General features: G+C 71.6%; 17 protein-coding genes. 6 read left to right on the forward strand and 11 right to left on the reverse strand.

What is annotated here, in order from left to right; translation table 11 throughout:
• Nucleotides 1-98: 98 nt before the first annotated feature.
• The 4 genes from gatB to gatC are packed head-to-tail and all read right to left on the reverse strand — an operon-like array spanning nt 99 to nt 3,599.
• Nucleotides 99-1,601, reverse strand: a complete 1,503-nt coding sequence (gene gatB / locus AB0K14_RS16510) for an Asp-tRNA(Asn)/Glu-tRNA(Gln) amidotransferase subunit GatB (RefSeq protein WP_360447048.1) — start codon at nt 1,599-1,601, stop codon at nt 99-101.
• Entirely contained in the window at nt 1,598-1,789 is a 192-nt protein-coding gene (locus tag AB0K14_RS16515) for a hypothetical protein (RefSeq protein ID WP_033437546.1), read from the reverse strand. Before AB0K14_RS16515 ends, gatB begins: the two co-directional genes overlap by 4 nt.
• Nucleotides 1,786-3,303, reverse strand: coding sequence for an Asp-tRNA(Asn)/Glu-tRNA(Gln) amidotransferase subunit GatA (gene gatA / locus AB0K14_RS16520; protein WP_360447045.1), 1,518 nt, complete (start codon nt 3,301-3,303; stop codon nt 1,786-1,788). The genes AB0K14_RS16515 and gatA overlap by 4 nt, the downstream gene beginning before the upstream one ends.
• Entirely contained in the window at nt 3,300-3,599 is a 300-nt protein-coding gene (gene gatC / locus AB0K14_RS16525; RefSeq protein WP_015104569.1) for an Asp-tRNA(Asn)/Glu-tRNA(Gln) amidotransferase subunit GatC, read from the reverse strand. The genes gatA and gatC overlap by 4 nt, the downstream gene beginning before the upstream one ends.
• Before the next feature lie 225 nt (nt 3,600-3,824).
• Here gatC and AB0K14_RS16530 point away from each other — a divergent pair, with 225 nt between their 5' ends.
• Nucleotides 3,825-4,478 (forward strand): amino acid-binding protein, encoded by a 654-nt coding sequence (locus tag AB0K14_RS16530; protein ID WP_360447043.1) that lies wholly within the window; start codon nt 3,825-3,827, stop codon nt 4,476-4,478.
• A 191-nt stretch (nt 4,479-4,669) separates the two neighbouring features.
• Here AB0K14_RS16530 and AB0K14_RS16535 read toward each other — a convergent pair whose 3' ends face one another.
• On the reverse strand, nt 4,670-5,308 hold the full coding sequence (locus AB0K14_RS16535; RefSeq protein ID WP_360447041.1) for a LysE family translocator: 639 nt from the start codon (nt 5,306-5,308) through the stop codon (nt 4,670-4,672).
• Between the two features lie 57 nt (nt 5,309-5,365).
• A complete protein-coding gene (locus tag AB0K14_RS16540; RefSeq protein ID WP_360447039.1) occupies nt 5,366-6,085 on the reverse strand; it encodes a 3-keto-5-aminohexanoate cleavage protein in 720 nt (239 codons plus the stop codon).
• A gap of 26 nt (nt 6,086-6,111) precedes the next feature.
• Here AB0K14_RS16540 and AB0K14_RS16545 point away from each other — a divergent pair, with 26 nt between their 5' ends.
• Nucleotides 6,112-6,522 carry an SWIM zinc finger family protein gene (locus tag AB0K14_RS16545; protein WP_360447037.1) on the forward strand — a complete coding sequence of 137 codons (411 nt, stop codon included), beginning with the start codon at nt 6,112-6,114 and terminating at the stop codon, nt 6,520-6,522.
• On the opposite strand, the gene AB0K14_RS16550 is transcribed toward AB0K14_RS16545, so the two are convergent.
• Nucleotides 6,503-7,009, reverse strand: coding sequence for a GNAT family N-acetyltransferase (locus AB0K14_RS16550; RefSeq protein ID WP_360447035.1), 507 nt, complete (start codon nt 7,007-7,009; stop codon nt 6,503-6,505). The genes AB0K14_RS16545 and AB0K14_RS16550 overlap by 20 nt on opposite strands.
• Nucleotides 7,010-7,158: 149 nt before the next feature.
• Here AB0K14_RS16550 and AB0K14_RS16555 point away from each other — a divergent pair, with 149 nt between their 5' ends.
• The 3 genes from AB0K14_RS16555 (at nt 7,159) to AB0K14_RS16565 (ending at nt 10,498) form a co-directional block, all read left to right on the forward strand.
• Complete coding sequence (locus AB0K14_RS16555; protein ID WP_360447033.1) at nt 7,159-7,611, forward strand: protein-tyrosine phosphatase family protein; 453 nt, start codon at nt 7,159-7,161, stop codon at nt 7,609-7,611.
• Nucleotides 7,612-7,745: 134 nt separating this feature from the next.
• Nucleotides 7,746-9,734, forward strand: a complete 1,989-nt coding sequence (locus AB0K14_RS16560) for a translation factor GTPase family protein (RefSeq protein WP_360447031.1) — start codon at nt 7,746-7,748, stop codon at nt 9,732-9,734.
• Between the two features lie 17 nt (nt 9,735-9,751).
• On the forward strand, nt 9,752-10,498 hold the full coding sequence (locus tag AB0K14_RS16565) for a class I SAM-dependent methyltransferase (RefSeq protein ID WP_360447029.1): 747 nt from the start codon (nt 9,752-9,754) through the stop codon (nt 10,496-10,498).
• Here the strand turns inward: AB0K14_RS16565 and AB0K14_RS16570 are convergent.
• Complete coding sequence (locus AB0K14_RS16570) at nt 10,452-11,135, reverse strand: helix-turn-helix domain-containing protein (protein ID WP_360447027.1); 684 nt, start codon at nt 11,133-11,135, stop codon at nt 10,452-10,454. The genes AB0K14_RS16565 and AB0K14_RS16570 overlap by 47 nt on opposite strands.
• Nucleotides 11,136-11,206: 71 nt before the next feature.
• Here AB0K14_RS16570 and AB0K14_RS16575 point away from each other — a divergent pair, with 71 nt between their 5' ends.
• Nucleotides 11,207-11,980 carry an SDR family oxidoreductase gene (locus AB0K14_RS16575; protein WP_360447025.1) on the forward strand — a complete coding sequence of 258 codons (774 nt, stop codon included), beginning with the start codon at nt 11,207-11,209 and terminating at the stop codon, nt 11,978-11,980.
• 554 nt (nt 11,981-12,534) lie between these two features.
• Here AB0K14_RS16575 and ligA read toward each other — a convergent pair.
• From ligA to AB0K14_RS16590, 3 genes are read right to left on the reverse strand one after another with little or no spacing between them, the layout of a single operon-like run.
• The gene (gene ligA / locus AB0K14_RS16580; RefSeq protein ID WP_360447023.1) at nt 12,535-14,724 is read right to left on the reverse strand and encodes an NAD-dependent DNA ligase LigA; all 2,190 of its coding nucleotides are present in this window, start codon (nt 14,722-14,724) and stop codon (nt 12,535-12,537) included.
• Between the two features lie 31 nt (nt 14,725-14,755).
• Entirely contained in the window at nt 14,756-15,406 is a 651-nt protein-coding gene (locus AB0K14_RS16585; protein WP_360447021.1) for a hypothetical protein, read from the reverse strand.
• A complete protein-coding gene (locus tag AB0K14_RS16590) occupies nt 15,403-16,296 on the reverse strand; it encodes a LysR substrate-binding domain-containing protein (RefSeq protein WP_360447019.1) in 894 nt (297 codons plus the stop codon). Before AB0K14_RS16590 ends, AB0K14_RS16585 begins: the two co-directional genes overlap by 4 nt.
• Between the last annotated feature and the right edge of the window lie 11 nt (nt 16,297-16,307).

The raw sequence follows: 16,307 nt of genomic DNA on the forward strand, positions 1-16,307 counted from the left end.
GGCGACTCCACCCGCGTGTGGACGCACGGGCCCCGGACATGCGACGGCGGTGGGGTGGGGCCGCGTCGCGCGACCCCGCCCCACCGCCGGACCACCCGCTACGAGCAGCGGGCGATGATCAGCTCACGCACGCGCTTGGCGTCCGCCTGACCCTTCGTCGCCGTCATCACCGCGCCGACGATCGCACCCGCCGCCGCCACCTTGCCGTCGCGGATCTTCGCCGCCACGTCCGGCTGCGCGGCCAGCGCCTCGTCCACCGCCCGCTCCAGCGCGGAGTCGTCGGAGACGACCTTCAACCCCCGCGCCTCGATGACCGCCTCGGGCTCGCCCTCGCCGTTCAGCACACCGGTGACCACCTCGCGGGCGAGCTTGTTGGTCAGCTCACCGGCGTTCACCAGCGCGACGACCCGCGCGATCTGCACCGGCGTGATGCCCAGCTCGGCCAGCTCGACGCCCCGGGCGTTGGCCTCCTTGGTCAGGTAGGCCGCCCACCACGACCGGGCCTCGGTGTGCGTGGCGCCCGCGTCGACGGTGGCCGCCACCAGGTCCACCGCACCGGCGTTGACCAGGTCGCGCAGCTCGGCGTCGGTCAACGACCACTCCTGCTGCACCCGCTTGCGGCGCTCCCACGGCAGCTCCGGCAGCGTCCCGCGCAGCTGGTCGACCCACTCGCGCGACGGCGCGATCGGCACCAGGTCGGGCTCCGGGAAGTACCGGTAGTCCTCCGCCGTCTCCTTGGTCCGCCCCGACGACGTGCTGCCGGTCGACTCGTCGAAGTGCCGGGTCTCCTGCGTGATCGTGCCGCCGGCCGCCAGCCGCGCACCCTGGCGGGTCATCTCGAACCGCACCGCCCGCTCGACGCTGCGCAGCGAGTTCACGTTCTTGGTCTCGGTGCGGGTGCCGAACTCGGTCGCGTCCTTGGCCATCAGCGACACGTTCGCGTCGCAGCGCAGCGAACCCTGGTCCATCCGGACGTCCGACACGTCGAGCGCCTTCAACAGGTCGCGCAACGCCGTGACGTAGGCGCGCGCCACCTCGGGCGCCCGCTCACCGGTGCCCGTGATCGGCTTGGTGACGATCTCGATCAGCGGCACGCCGGCGCGGTTGTAGTCCAGCAGCGAGTGCTCCGCGCCGTGGATGCGGCCCGTCGCGCCACCGACGTGCAGCGACTTGCCGGTGTCCTCCTCCATGTGCGCGCGCTCGATCTCGACCCGGAACAGCGAGCCGTCGTCCAGCGTCACGTCGAGGAAGCCGTTGAACGCGATCGGCTCGTCGTACTGCGAGGTCTGGAAGTTCTTCGGCATGTCCGGGTAGAAGTAGTTCTTCCGGGCGAACCGGCACCACTCGGCGATCTCGCAGTTGAGCGCCAACCCGATCCGGATCGCCGACTCCACCGCCTGGCCGTTGAGCGCGGGCAGCGCGCCGGGCAGGCCGAGGCAGGTCGGGCAGACCTGCGTGTTGGGCTCGCCGCCGAAGACGTTCGCGCAGCCGCAGAACATCTTGGTGTTGGTGTGCAGCTCGACGTGCACCTCCAGCCCGAGCACCGGGTCGAAGCGCTCGATGACCTCGGCGTAGTCCATCAGCTCGTGCACCGACGTCATGCCTTCCCGTCCTTCCGCAGACCCCGCACGGCCAGCGCCGCACCGGTGATCGCCACCAGGATGCTCGCCACCGCGTTGGCCAGCGCGAGCTTGTCGTTCTTGCCGCGGGCCGCCTTCAACGTGGAGAACGCGCTGGTGGCCGCACCCGCGGCGCCGACCAGCGACAGGATCGTGCGTCCGCGCTTCACCGGGCACCCGCCAACTGCGGCACGCCGCTGATGACCGGCGCGCCCAGGGCCGCGTCACGCGCCACCTCGTACGCCGCCGCCACCCGGTACATCCGGTGGTCCTGCAACGCGGGCGCCATGATCTGCAGGCCGACCGGCAGGCCGTCTTCGTCGGACAGTCCGCTGGGCACGCTCATCGCGGCGTTCCCGGCCAGGTTCGCCGGGATCGTGCACAGGTCCGCCTTGTACATCGCCATCGGGTCGCCGGTGCGCTCGCCGATCCGGAACGCCGTGGTCGGCGTCGTCGGGGAGACCAGCACGTCCACGGTGGCGAACGCGGCGTCGAAGTCGCGGCTGATGAGCGTGCGCACCTTCTGCGCCGAGCCGTAGTACGCGTCGTAGTAGCCCGACGACAGCGCGTACGTGCCAATCATGATGCGGCGCTTCACCTCGGGGCCGAAACCGGCCTCGCGGGTCAGCGACATGACCTCCTCGGCGCTGCGGGTGCCGTCGTCGCCCACGCGGATGCCGTACCGCATCGCGTCGAACCGGGCCAGGTTGGACGACGCCTCGCTGGGCGCGATCAGGTAGTACGCCGGCAGCGCGTAGTCGAAGCTCGGGCAGGAGACCTCGACGACCTCCGCGCCCAGCTGCTTGAGCTGCGCCACGGCCGCCTCGAAGCTGCGCAGCACGCCCGGCTGGTAGCCCTCGCCGCTGAACTGCGTGACCACGCCGACGCGCACACCGGACAGGTCGCCGCTCGCGCCCTCGCGCGCCGCCGCGACCACCGGCGGGACCGGCGCGTCGATCGAGGTCGAGTCCATCGGGTCGTACCCGGCGATGACCTCGTGCAGCAGGGCCGCGTCCAGCACCGTGCGGGCGCACGGCCCGGCCTGGTCCAGCGACGACGAGAACGCCACCAGGCCGTAGCGCGACACACCGCCGTAGGTGGGCTTCACGCCGACCGTGCCGGTGACCGAGCCGGGCTGGCGGATCGAGCCGCCGGTGTCCGTGCCGATCGACAGCGGCGCCTCGAACGCGGCCAGCGCCGCCGCCGAGCCACCGCCCGAGCCGCCGGGGATGCGGTCGGTGTCCCACGGGTTGCGGGTCGGGCCGTAGGCGGAGTTCTCGGTGGAGGAACCCATCGCGAACTCGTCCATGTTGGTCTTGCCGAGGATCACCACGCCGGCTTCCTTGAGCCTGCGGGTGACCGTGGCGTCGTAGGGCGGCAGCCAGCCTTCGAGGATCTTCGAACCGACCGTGGTCGGCACGCCCTCGGTGGTGAGCACGTCCTTGAGCGCGATCGGCACGCCGGCCAGCGGACCCACGTGGGCGCCCGCGGCGATGTCGTCGTCGACCTTGCGGGCCGCGGTCAGCGCGCCCTCGGTGTCGACGTGCAGGAACGCGTGGATCGCGCCGTCGACCTCGGCGATCCGGTCGAGGTGGGCCTGCGCGACCTCCACCGCGGAGACCTCGCGGCTCGCGATCCTGGCGGCCAGTTCGGCGGCCGTGGCGCGGGTCAGGTCGGCGGTCATGCTTCCTCCCCCAGGATGCGGGGCACGCGGAAACGACCGTCCTCGGCGGCGGGGGCGCCCGCGAGCGCCTGCTGCTGACCGAGGCTGGGACGCACCACGTCCTCGCGGAACACGTTGGTCAGCGGAACGGCGTGCGAAGTGGGCGGGATGTCCGCGGTGGCGATGTCGCCCACCGTGGCCACCGACTGCAGGATCACGTCCAACTGGCCGGCGAACAGGTCCAGCTCGTCGTCGGTGACGGCGAGCCTCGCCAAGCGGGCCAGGTGCGCGACCTCGTCGCGGGAGATGCTGGGCACCTCGTCAACCCCCGTGGGTCGGTTTTTCGGATTGGGAACCCGCCGAGTCTATTGGCTGGTCAGACGGGGCCTCGACCGGGTTACCCGCGCTCGCGCGCGTGGGTGCGCGATTTTACCCGTGTGCAACGCGCCTGGTGGGTCGGAAAGCGAAGCTGCGTCTGCCAGAATCATCGATCGGCGAGTTTCCACCTCGATGCTCCACCACAGCCTTTGGAGGCGTGCACCGTGTCCTTCCTGATCCGGGTCCAGCTCCCGGACCGTCCCGGCACACTGGGCGCGGTCGCCTCCGCGCTCGGCGCGATCGGGGCCGACATCCTCAGCGTGGACGTGGTGGAGCGCGGGGCCGGCCTGGCCATCGACGACCTGGTGGTGGAGCTGCCGTCCGGGCGGTTGCCGGACGTGCTGATCACGGCCGCGGAGTCCATCGACGGGGTCGAGGTGGACGCGGTCCGGCCGTACGCGGGTGTGCTGGACACCCACCGCGAGCTGGAACTGGTGGAGGACGTCGCCGAGGACCCGCGCAACGGCCTCGCGATCTTCACCGAGGGCGTGCCGAAGATCATCCGTGCGGGGTGGGCGGTGGTCGTCTCGTGGGACGGCGGCACCGCGCACCGCATGACCTCCTCCTCGGCCGCGCCCGAGACGAAGCTCCAGACCCCGCCGTGGCTCCCGCTGGCCCGGGCGACCGTGCTGGACGGCGAGGACGACTGGGTGCCCGCCACCTGGCAGGAACTGGGCACCGAACTGGCCGCCACCCCGCTGGGCAAACCGGACCGCGTCCTGCTGGTGGGCCGCCCGGGCGGCCCGATGTTCCGCGCCGCCGAGGTCGCCCGCCTCGCCCACCTGGCCGGCATCGTCTCCGTCGTCCTCCCCGACTGACCAGCGTGTCCTACCTCCAGAACCCGCGTGTCCTACGTTCAGAACGCGCGTGTCCTACGTTCGCGTCGTGCGTGTCCTACGTTCGCGTACCCCGAGTTGAACACTCAGAACAGTCGATCTTGTTCTGAGTGTTCAACTCGGGGGTCCTGAACGTAGGACACGCGTGACGCGAAGGTAGGACACGCGCGTTTTCAGGTGTTGCGGCCGGTGGTGGCGATGGTGACGCCCAGGCCGATCATGGTCAGGCCGCCGAAGCCGCCCACCAGGGCGAGGCGGCGGGGTGAGCGGGCGAACCAGCCGCGGGCGGTGGCGGCGGCCAGGCCCCAGACGCTGTCCGACGCCACGGCGATGACGTTGAACACCAGGCCGAGCACGAGCATCTGCACCGCCACGTTGCCCTGCGCGCGGTCCACGAACTGCGGCAGCACGGCGGCGAAGAACACGATCGTCTTGGGGTTGGCCACGCCGACCGCGAAGCCCTCCCACAAGGTGCGCAGACCCCCGTGCGCCGGACCACCACCGGTGAACGACGCGTGCAGAGCCCCGCGCCGCCGCACCGCCTTCACCCCCAGGTACACCAGGTACGCCGCACCGACGAGCTTCAGGGTCGTGAACACGACCGCCGACCGCTCCACGATCGCACCGACACCGAACGCGACGGCCACGACGAGGGCGTAGGCACCGAGCGTGTTGCCCAGGACCGTGATCAGCGCGGCACGCCTGCCCTGCGCCAACGCCCGGCCGACCACGAACAGCACGCTGGGTCCGGGTATCACGATCAGCAGGAACGACATGGCCGCGAAGGCGATGAGCCGGTCAGTGGACACCATGGCCCAACGAAACCACGGCGAACACCCGCTCTACCAGTGCTTTTCGCCGCACCGGCGTCAGCGTCGAAGCCCGAGAGCCAGCCGCACGAGCTGTGCGTTGTCCACCGCCGCCGAGCCGTCACGGGCGGTGAGCGTGTCCTCCAGCCCGACTCGTGTGTCGAGCCCGAGCGACAACGCGTAGTGCAGCACCGGCCACGCGCTGTCGTCCTCGCCGTGCAGCAGGATCGGCACCCCCAGCGGCCCGAGCAGGTCGAGCAGCCGTTGCGCGTCGGCCGTCGTCTCCCCCGGCCGCACCTCGGCCAACACCCGCACCGTCCCCGCGGGCACCCCGGCGTCCACCAGAGTCCGAGCAGCCCGCTCGTGGAACACACCCAGCTCGATCCCGACACCCGCGTCGCGCAACGCGGCGGCGACCTCACGCCAGCCGTCCTCGTGGACGTTGACCGAGGCGAAGTCCGGACGCCCGGCGGCCAACCCCGCCCACCCGCGCACCAACTCCGCCCGCCGCACGGGGTCCGGCACGATCCACGCCCCGGTGGTCACGCCGATCTCCGCGTGCGGCACCACGCCCCGGACCACGGAGACCGCGGTGGCGACCTCCGGACCGGCCAGCACCTCCAACCCGACCACGTCACGAGGGTGCACGTGGAACGACGTCACGCCCGACTCGGCGCACGCCGCAGCGTCGGCCGCCAGCTGCTGCGGGGTGATCGGCAGACTAGGGTGGCTGCCCGACTCGCGGGCGCCGTTCAGACAAGCCTGGAGCACGAAACCCACCGAACCACAAGGTGTTGGATACCGCCATGCCGACGCTGACCCCAGCCCTGCTGCGCCACCACGCGGGCGCCAAGTCGTACTGGCGCGGGCTGACCTACCGGGACTCCGTGGTCGAGTTGGCGGTGCGCTCACGGCACGTGGAAGGCGTCGTGGTCGGCACGGCCGAGTACCGGGTCGCGCTGCACTGGGAGGGCACCCACCTGGCCGGCACCTGCACGTGCCCGTACGGGTCGCAGGGCTTCTTCTGCAAGCACTGCGTCGCGGTCGGCCTGGTGCTGCTGGAGCGCGACCTGACCGTGCCGCCGCCGGACGCGGAGGACGAGGAGCTGCGCGTCCGCCTCGCCGGGCTCGACCACGCGACGCTGGTGGAGCTGCTCTACGACCGGGCCGCGCGGGACCGGTCCCTGCGCGACGAGATCATGCGAGTTCGAGGCTGAACCCGAGCGCGGTCACGTCCACGCCCGGCACCGGCCGCCAGTCGCGCTCGGGCAGCCGCTGGAACCCCAGCCGCTGGTAGAGCCGGTGCGCCGTGGTCATGTGCTCGGAACTGCTCATCACCAACCGCCGCGCGCCGAGCTCGCGCGCCCGCACGATCACCGCCCGCACCAACGCCTCGCCCACACCGCGACCGCGGGCGGACGGGCTCACCGCGAGCATCCGGAACTCCACCTCGCCGTCCCGGCTGACCTCGGCGTACGGGGTGCCGGGCCGGACCACCGTGACGGTGCCGAGCACGGTCTTCTCCACGTCCACCGCGACCAGCAGTTCCGCCTCGCGGGCACGGGTCCGCGTATCGACGAGCGTGTCGGCGTACCCGCCGGTGTGGCTGTCGATGTGGCGGTCGGCTCGGTAGGCGGCCACGGTGATCGCACCCGCCGCCGCCCACTCCTCTTCCCGGGCGGGCCTCACCACGATGTCGGCCATCTGGTTCCTCTCCACGTCAACGGACGTCCCGATTGTCGTCGGAGACCACTGCGGGGGAAGGGGTTCGATCAAGATTCGGGCCGGATGTGGGCCGGATGCCGGTGCCACCTCCGCGTCGACCGCAGGACTGCGGGCGCGATGATGTCGGGATGACTCTTCCCGGTGCGATCGAACTCCCCGACGGCGCGCGCGTGCGCGGCCGCGGCCTGCGGAACCCGACGCCCGAGGGCACGCCGGACTACGCGCTGTACCTCGGCTCGCCCCGGATGCGACGCGACGTGATGGCGCGCGCGGACGCCCCCTCGTGGCCGCACGAGTGGGTCGAGTGGCCGGACTTCCGGTTGCCCAGGTCGCCGGAGCACGCCGTGGCGCTGATCCGGGACCTGCACGCGCGGGCCGCGGCCGGTGAGCGGGTCGAGGTGGCGTGCGGCGGCGGCGTGGGCCGAACCGGCACGGTGATCGCCTGCCTGGCCGTGCTGGCGGGCGTCCCATCGGGTGAGGCCGTGGCGTGGACGCGGGCCAACTACAGCCGGCGCGCGGTGGAAACGCCCTGGCAGAAGCGCTGGGTCAGGCGCTTCCCGGACGTGACGTCGAAGCGTTAATCGGTTGCCCGGCTTCCCGCCCGGCTGCTTTGGTGGCCGTCGTCCTTGTCGTCGACCGAGGAGAACCGCCGTGCCGGCTGTCATGCCCTTCCAGAAGGTCGTATTCGCCTGTCTCGAAGAGGACATGACGCTTGGTGCGAACGCTGAACTTGGGGATCCTGGCGCACGTCGACGCCGGTAAGACGAGCCTGACCGAGCGGCTGCTGCACGCCGCCGGTGTCATCGACGAGGTCGGTCGCGTCGACGACGGCACCACGCAGACCGATTCGCTGGCCCTGGAACGGCGGCGCGGCATCACCATCAAGGCCGCGGTGGTGTCGTTCGACGTGGGCGGCACGACGGTCAACCTGGTCGACACACCCGGTCACCCGGACTTCATCGCCGAGGTGGAACGGGTCCTCGGCGTGCTCGACGGCGCGGTGCTGGTGGTGTCGGCGGTCGAGGGCGTGCAGGCGCAGACGCGGGTGCTGATGCGGGCGTTGCGGCGGTTGCGCATCCCGACGCTCGTGTTCGTGAACAAGGTCGACCGGGGTGGGGCGCGGCCCGGTGCCGTGCTGCGGGACGTCGCCGACTTCCTGACGCCCGCCGTGGTCGCGATGGGGCGGGTGCGTGACGCCGGCACCCGTGCGGCTTCGGTCGTGCCGGGGATCGGGGGCGGCGCGGTCGAGGATGGCGCGGTCGAGGATGGCGCTGTCGAGGATGGCGCTGTCGAGGTGTTGGCAGAGCACGACGACGCCGTGCTGGCCGCTTACGTCGAGGGGCGGGCGGCGCCCGACCTCGGGCCGGTGGTAGCAGCGCAGACGCGGCGGTGCGAGGTGCACCCGGTGTACTTCGGCTCCGCGATCACGGGTGCGGGCGTGCCCGAGTTGCTGGCCGGGGTCGCGCGGATGCTGCCCGCGTCGTCCGGTGATCCCGACGGGCCGGTGTCCGGGTCGGTGTTCAAGGTGGAGCGCGGGCCGGCCGGTGAGCGGATCGCGTACGTGCGGATGTTCTCCGGGACGGTGCGCGTGCGCGATCGCCTGCCCGGCGGGGAGAAGGTCACCGCGCTGAGCGTGTTCTCGCGGGGTGGCGCGGTGCGCCGCGACGCCGTTCACCCCGGGCAGGTGGCGAAGCTGTGGGGGTTGGAGGACGTCCGGATCGGCGACGTCCTCGGCGTGCCACCGCCAGCGTCCTCGTCGGGGCACCGGTTCGCGCCGCCCACGTTGGAGACGGTCGTCGTGCCGTCGCGGGACGACGACCGGGGTGCGCTGCACGCGGCGCTGACGCAGCTGGCCGAGCAGGACCCGTTGATCGACCTGCGGCAGGACGACGAGCGGCGGGAGCTGTGGGTGTCGCTGTACGGCGAGGTGCAGAAGGAGGTGCTGCAGGCGACGTTGGCCGACGAGTACGGGCTGGCGGTGGAGTTCCGCGAGACGACCACCATCTGCCTGGAACGGCCGGTCGGGGTGGGTGCGGCGGTGGAGACCATCGGCACCGGGGGCAACCCGTTCCTGGCCACGGTGGGGCTGCGGGTGGAGCCGGGCGACGGGGTGACCTTCCGGCTGGGTGTCGAGCTCGGGTCCATGCCGTTCGCGTTCTTCAAGGCGGTCGAGGAGACCGTGCGGGAGGCGCTCGGGCAGGGGCTGTGCGGGTGGCAGGTCACCGAGTGCGCGGTGACGATGACGCATGCCGGGTACTGGGCGCGGCAGTCGCACGCGCACGCGACCTTCGACAAGAGCATGTCGAGCACGGCGGGCGACTTCCGGTCGTTGACCCCCTTGGTGTTGATGTCGGCGCTGCGTTCGGCCGGGACCGAGGTGCTCTCGCCCGTGCACCGGTTCACGGTGGAGGCGCCTGGTGACGTGCTCGGTGTGCTGACGCCCGCGATGGCGCGGCTGCGGGCGGTGCCGCTGAGCAGCGTGCCGCGTGGGCGGGTGAGCGTGGTGGAGGGCGAGATCCCGGCGGCGTTCGTGCACGGGTTCCAGCGGAGCCTGCCCGCGCTGACCCGTGGCGAGGGTGTGCTGGAGACGTCGTTCTCGCACTACGCGCCGGTGCGGGGCGTCGCGCCCGTGCGCGCGCGTTCGGATCAGAACCCGTTGAACCGCAAGGAATACCTGCTGCGGGTGACGCGGCGGACCGACTGAGTGTTGCGGAGGAAGCCTTGTCTGACCACTCCTACGACGTGATCGGTGACCCGGCGTTCTTCGGCACCGTGTGGGCCGAGGACTACGACGGTGGCACCGTGCTCGACCCGACCCCGGCGGTCGACTTCCTGGCCGAGCTGGCGGCCGGTCGGCGGACTCTGGAGCTGGCCGTCGGCACCGGCCGCGTGGCCCTGCCCCTGGCCGCGCGGGGCGTGCCCGTGGAGGGGGTGGAGGGGTCGGAGCTGATGGCGGCGAAGCTGGCCGCGAAACCGGGCGGTGCGGCGATCCCCGTGACCATCGGGGACATGGCGGACGTGCCCGTGACGGGTCGGTTCGCGGTGGTGTACCTGGTGTTCAACACGATCTTCAACCTGGTGGACGTGCGGCGGCAGGCGGACTGCTTCGCGAACGTGGCGCGGGTGCTGGAGCCGGACGGCGCGTTCGTGGTCGAGACCTACGTGCCGGACCCGTCCCGCTTCCCCGATGGCAAGCGGGTGCAGGCGCTGTGGGCGGACGTCGGGTCGGCGGCGATCGAGGTGTACGACGTCGACCTGGCGGGGCAGCGGTTCGTCAGCCAGAAGGTGATCTTCACGGCGGACGGCATCCGGTTGAAGCCGCACGCGCAGCGGTACAGCTACCCCGGTGAGCTGGACCTCATGGCGGAACGGGCCGGGCTCCGGCTGACCGAACGTCATGAGACGTGGGACCGGCGCCCGTTCACCGGTTCGAGCCGGGGGCACGTGTCCGTGTACCGGCCTCGGTGACGCCGAAGGCGGCGGCGAGCGCTTTCGCGATGACGTCGGGCAACGAGGTCCGCCCGTCGTCTTCGGCCCAGCGCACCAGAGCCGTGTGCATGGCCGCGAGGCAGGCACTCGCCGCCGCTCGGGCGTGGAAGGTCGTGTCGGGATCGGCGGTGTCGTCGGGTAGGAGGGCGCCGACGATCGCCTGCTGGAGGGCGTAGGAGTTGTCGAGGTGCTTGGCGCGCAGGGCGGGCGTCGAGATCATGAGCTGGAGGCGGGCGAGCAGGAACCTCTCGTCCGTCCCCAGTTCTTTCCCGCCACTGCCGCCGCTGCGGCCAACGCCGTCGCCGCCGTCGCTGGTCAACGTCGCGGCCGCGTCGATGAGCGCGCTGCCGATGCGACGCACCAGGGGCTGGTCGGCGGACGACGCCGCGATCCGCTCGGCGATGAGGCGGCCGTGCTGGTCGACCAGCACGAGGTCTTCCTTCGTCGGGAAGTGCCGGTACACGGTCATGGGCGAAACGCCCGCCGCCTCGGCGACATCGGTGACGGTCGTCGCGTCGTAACCGCGCTGCGTGAACAACCGCACCGCGTGCGCCTGGATCGTGCGCTGGGTCTCGGCTCGCCGCTGCGCTCGCAGCGTTGAGGGCCTGTCGGGCATGTGATAGACACTACCGTAGTGGTAGTGACTACCAACTTGGTAGCCGCTAACAATCCTTGGGGGTACCCGCCATGCCCGACCCGACCGGCTTGACCGGCAGAACGGCACTCGTGACGGGCGCGTCACGCGGCATCGGACGGGCGATCGCCGCCCGACTGGCAGCGGATGGCGCGATGGTCATCGCGCACTTCGGCACCGACGAGGACGGCGCGACGGCGACGGTCGCCGAGATCGAACGCACCGGCGGAACCGCCATCGCCGTCGGAGCGGAACTGGGCGTCGACGGCGACGTCGAGGCCCTCTTCGCGGGAGTCGAGGCCGGCCTGGCCGGGCGACCGCTCGACATCCTGGTCAACAACGCCGCAGCCACCCCCGCCGGCCCGCTAGGGGCCACGACGCGGGCCGAGTTCGACCACCTCTTCGCGGTGAACGTGCGGGCGCCGTACTTCATCATCCAGCGAGCCCTGCCACTGCTCCGCGACGGCGGCCGCATCATCACGATCTCGTCCGTGGCAACCCGCATGGCCAACCCCGCCCAGACGTCGTTCGCCATGACCAAGGGCGCGGTCGAGACGATGAGCCTGACGTTGGCCAACCAACTCGGCGACCGCGGCATCACGGTGAACGCGGTCGCCCCCGGCGCCACGCGGACACCGGCCAACGGTGCGATCTTCAAAGCACCAGGCCTGACCGAGTTCATCACCGGCTCGACGGCACTCGGCCGACTGGGCGAGGCCGACGACATCGCCGACGTGGTCGCCTTCCTCGCCTCCGACGCCGCCCGCTGGATCACCGGCCAGGTGATCGACGCCAGTGGCGGCCTGTTCCTCGGTCCACGCGTCTGATCGCAGCCCACGTGCGTGGTCAAGGCCCACATCCCTGGTCAAGGCTTACATGCCTGGTCAAGGCCCACGCGTGCGATCGGCGTTCACCGCTCGACCGCGGCCACAGCTGGATGGCGACTGGGCGGCGGTCAGGGATCGATGGTGGTCAAGGCTGAGTCCCGGTCAAGGCTCGGCGGCGTGTGGCGGTCAGGGCTCGGCGGCGTGTGGCGGTCGAGGTCGGTGGCGGGTGACGGTCAGGGTTCGGTGGCGGGTGGCGGCCGGGGATCGGCGGGGTCAGGGCGGGGGCGGGTGCGGGTGCGGTCAGGGTTGGGTGGTGATGGTCGTTTGGTTGGGGTTCCGGTTCCCGCGTCGAGTGCCCGGTCGTGGAGTGTTCGGTCGTGGAGTGTTCGGTCGTGGGGGTAGCCGGGGACGGGGTTGGTTGCCGGCCTCGTTGTTTCAACCGACGTTTGAGGTTGTGGATAACGGCGTTTTGGTTGGTCGATTTGGCATGATCACTCGATCGTGTTCGGGATGGTTCGGGAAAGTGCTGGTCAGGGCGGTGCGAGGGCTCGCGGTTAGGGTTCTGTTGTGGCGGACTCCCCCTCTGGTTCCGGGGTGGGGTTTTGGTCCGGGGCGGGGTCTTCGGTGACCTTGGCGACCTTGGCCGCGGCGTCGGGGCCTTCGGTCAGCAGGAGCCGGAAGCCCGGTTCGTCCAGGACCGGGACCTTGAGCTGAAGTGCCTTGTCCGCCTTGGAACCCGGTGACTCGCCGACCACGACGAACGCCGTCTTCTTCGACACCGAGCCCGCCGCCTTGCCGCCGCGCGTCAGGATCGCCTCCTTCGCCTCGTCACGCGAGAACGTCTCCAGCGACCCCGTCACCACGATCGACAGCCCCTCCAGGTTGCGCGGGATCGAGGTGTCGCGTTCCTCCGCCGTGCGCACCCCCGCGGCACGCCACTTGTCCACGACCACCTGCCGCCACGGGGTCTCCACCCACTCGCGCACGGCCGTCGCGATCGTCGGACCCACGCCCTCCGCGGCCGCCAGCTCCTCCTCCGTGGCCTCGACGATGCGCTCCAGGGAACCGAACTCCTGCGCCAACGCACGGGCCGCCGTCGGCCCCACGTGACGGATCGACAGCGCCACCAGGACTCTCCACAGTGGACGTTGCTTGACCGTCTCCAGGTTGTCCAGCAGCTTCACGGCGTTCGCGGTCAGCTCACCGTCCTTGGTGCGGAACAGGTCGACCTGTGCCAGCTTGTCCGCGTCCAGGTCGAACAGGTCCCCCTCGTCGCCGTACACGGGCGAGTCGACCAGCGCCGCTGCGGCTTCGAAGCCGAGCACCTCGATGTCCAGCGCCGACCGGGACGCGAGGTAGGCGAGCCGCTCGCGCAGCTGCCCCGGGCACCCGGCCGCGTTGGGGCAGCGGATGTCGACGTCGCCTTCCTTCATCGGCCGCAACGCGTGCCCGCACTCGGGGCAGGTCAGGGGCATCTCGAACTCGTACGCGTCGTCCGGTCGGGCGTCGATCACCGGGCCGAGGACCTCGGGGATCACGTCGCCCGCCTTGCGGATCACGATGCGGTCGCCGATCAGCACGCCCTTGCGCTTGACCTCGCTGGCGTTGTGCAGGGTGGCGCGCGCGACCGTGGACCCGGCGACCTTCACGGGCTCCATCACCGCGAACGGTGTCACGCGGCCGGTGCGGCCGACCTGCACCTTGATGTCCAGCAGGGTCGTCGTGGCCTCCTCGGGCGGGTACTTGAACGCGATGGCCCACCGCGGCGCGCGCGAGGTGCTGCCCAGGCGCCGCTGCGACGACACCTCGTCGACCTTGATCACCACGCCGTCGATCTCGTGCACGGCGTCGTGCCGGTGCGCGCCCCAGTACTCGACGTGCTCGCCGATCTCCTCGAACGTGCTCAGCACCTTGGTGTGCGAGGACACCGGCAGCCCCCACGCCCGCAGCGCCTCGTACGCCTCGGACTGCCTGGTCAGCTCGAAGCCCTCGCGCTTGCCGAGGCCGTGGCAGATCATCCGCAGCCGCCGTGACGCGGTGACCTTCGGGTCCTTCTGCCGCAACGACCCGGCGGCGGTGTTGCGCGGGTTCGCGAACGGCGGCTTGCCGGCCTCCACGAGGCGGGCGTTGAGCTCCAGGAAGTCCTCCACCGCGAAGAACACCTCGCCGCGCACCTCGACCAGCGCGGGCACGGGGTACTCGTCGGTGCCGGTCAGCGTCTCCGGCACGTTCTCCAGCGTGCGGACGTTGAGCGTGACGTCCTCGCCGGTCCGCCCGTCACCGCGGGTCAGCGCCCTGACCAGCCGTCCGTCCTGGTAGAGCAGGTTGATGGCCAGCCCGTCGATCTTCAGCTCGCACAGGAAGTGCGCGTCGGGGCCGATCTCCTTGCGCACGCGCTCGTACCAGGCCTGGAGCTCGTCGGGCGAGAAGACGTTGTCGAGGCTGAGCATCCGCTCCAGGTGGTCGACCGCCTTGAACTCGGTCGAGAACGTGCCGCCGACGAGCTGGGTGGGCGAGTCGGGGGTGGCGAGGCCGGGGTGTGCCCGCTCCAGCGCTTCCAGCTCTCGGAGCAACGCGTCGAACTCGCCGTCACTGACCGTCGGCGAGTCGAGGACGTAGTAGCGGAACTGGTGCCCGCGCACCACCTCGGCCAGCGCGGCGTGCCGGGCGCGCACGTCGGCGGGCACGTCCTCGACGCCCTCGGCGGGGGCCTGGGTCGGGTTCAACGAGTCGTTGCTGGTCACGGCATGAGCGTAGCCAGGGGGTCCGACAATTTCAGGAGGGATCCCCGACCATCGCCCGGACCAGGTCGCGCAGTTCGAGCAGGCCGATCGTGCCCTCGGGTTCGGTGGCGGCGGTTTCCACCCGGCCCAGCCGTTCGCCCGCCAGTCGCTCACCGAGAGTGACGTCGAGGGGCAGGAACGTCATGGTCTGCCTGGCCTTGTCGTCCAGGTTCGCGAACTCGGGGTGGTACACGGCGACGTCGACGAGGCCGTCGGAGACCTGTGCGACCACGCGGACGTCGGCGAGCCGGATGCGGCGGGGGCCGAGGTTGATCGTGACGGCCGTCGGGTCGGGAACGGGGGGCACCGAGTCGTGGTACTCCCAGATCATGTCCTCGGGCGGCGCGGCTTTGATCCACGCGTCGGTGTAGGGCCGCAGCCCGGGGTCTTCCCGGCTGGTGATCACCAGGGCGTAGATGGCGCGGTGGCCGCGTTCGAGGGAGAACTCCAGGTCGGGGTGCATGCCGGCGACCAGCGCGCCGAGTTCGCCCTCGACCCGGTACGACTCGCCGTCGCCGAGTGCCGCGCTCACGGTGGGCAGCAGTTCGAACCACTCCTGCCAGAACGCGACCGCGGCCTCGTCCGGGTTGGGCAGGTGGACGGGCGCGGGTTCGGGTTCGGTGCGTCGGCGCAACCAGCTCATGGCTCCATTGAACTACGGCGGGTGGCCACCGCGAGGAGTTCCGCGGCGGGTCCGACGAGCTTGCGCCCGGCGGGCCACACGGCGCGCAGGACGCGGCGGAGGTCGAGTTCGACGGGCACTTCGACGAGCCGTCCTTCGGCGAGGTCGACGGCGGCGGCGAGCACGCTGAGCACGGCCGGGGCGACACCGGCGACCACGGCGCCGCGCACCGCCGTGGTGGAGCCGAGCTCCAACGCGGGCGGGCACGCGTCGGGCAGCGCCCGGTCCAGGGTGTCGCGGGTGCCGGAGCCGCGTTCGCGCATCACGAGCGGTGTCGCGGCCAGTTCGGCCGGGGTGAGGGGTCGCCGCCCGCGGGACCACGGGTGGCTTGGCGCGACGACCAGCGCGAGCCGGTCCACGGCCGTTGCCCGGGACGACAGCCCTGGTGGCGGTGGTCCCGGGGCTTCGACGAAGCCGAGGTCGACCGCGCCGTCGCGGACGAGCGCGCCGACCGTCTCCGAGTTCGTCACCCGCAGGCCGACGCGCAGGTCGGGCCGGGTGCGGCGCAGTTCGGCGATCCAGCCCGGCGCGAGGTGTTCGGCGACGGTCATGCTCGCGGCGACGCGCAGTTCGGCTTCCTGCGCCGACCGCAGCGCGCGAGCGCCCTCCACCAGGCCCGCGACCTCGTCCAGCACCCGCCGGGCCCGTTCGGTCACCACCACGCCCGCGGGTGTGAGCACGGAGCCGCGCCGGCCCCGGTCCACCAGCACGACGCCGAGTCGCCGTTCGAGTGTGGACAGGCGCTTGCTGGCCGACGGCTGCGCGATGCCGAGCTCCTCGGCGGCCCGGCCGAGGCTGCCCAGCTCCCCGACGAGCACCAGCAGGCGCAGCGATTCGAGGTCCGGGGTCATAGCCACAGGGT

Source organism: Actinosynnema sp. NPDC050801 (genome assembly GCF_040673975.1).
Lineage (GTDB): Bacteria > Actinomycetota > Actinomycetes > Mycobacteriales > Pseudonocardiaceae > Actinosynnema.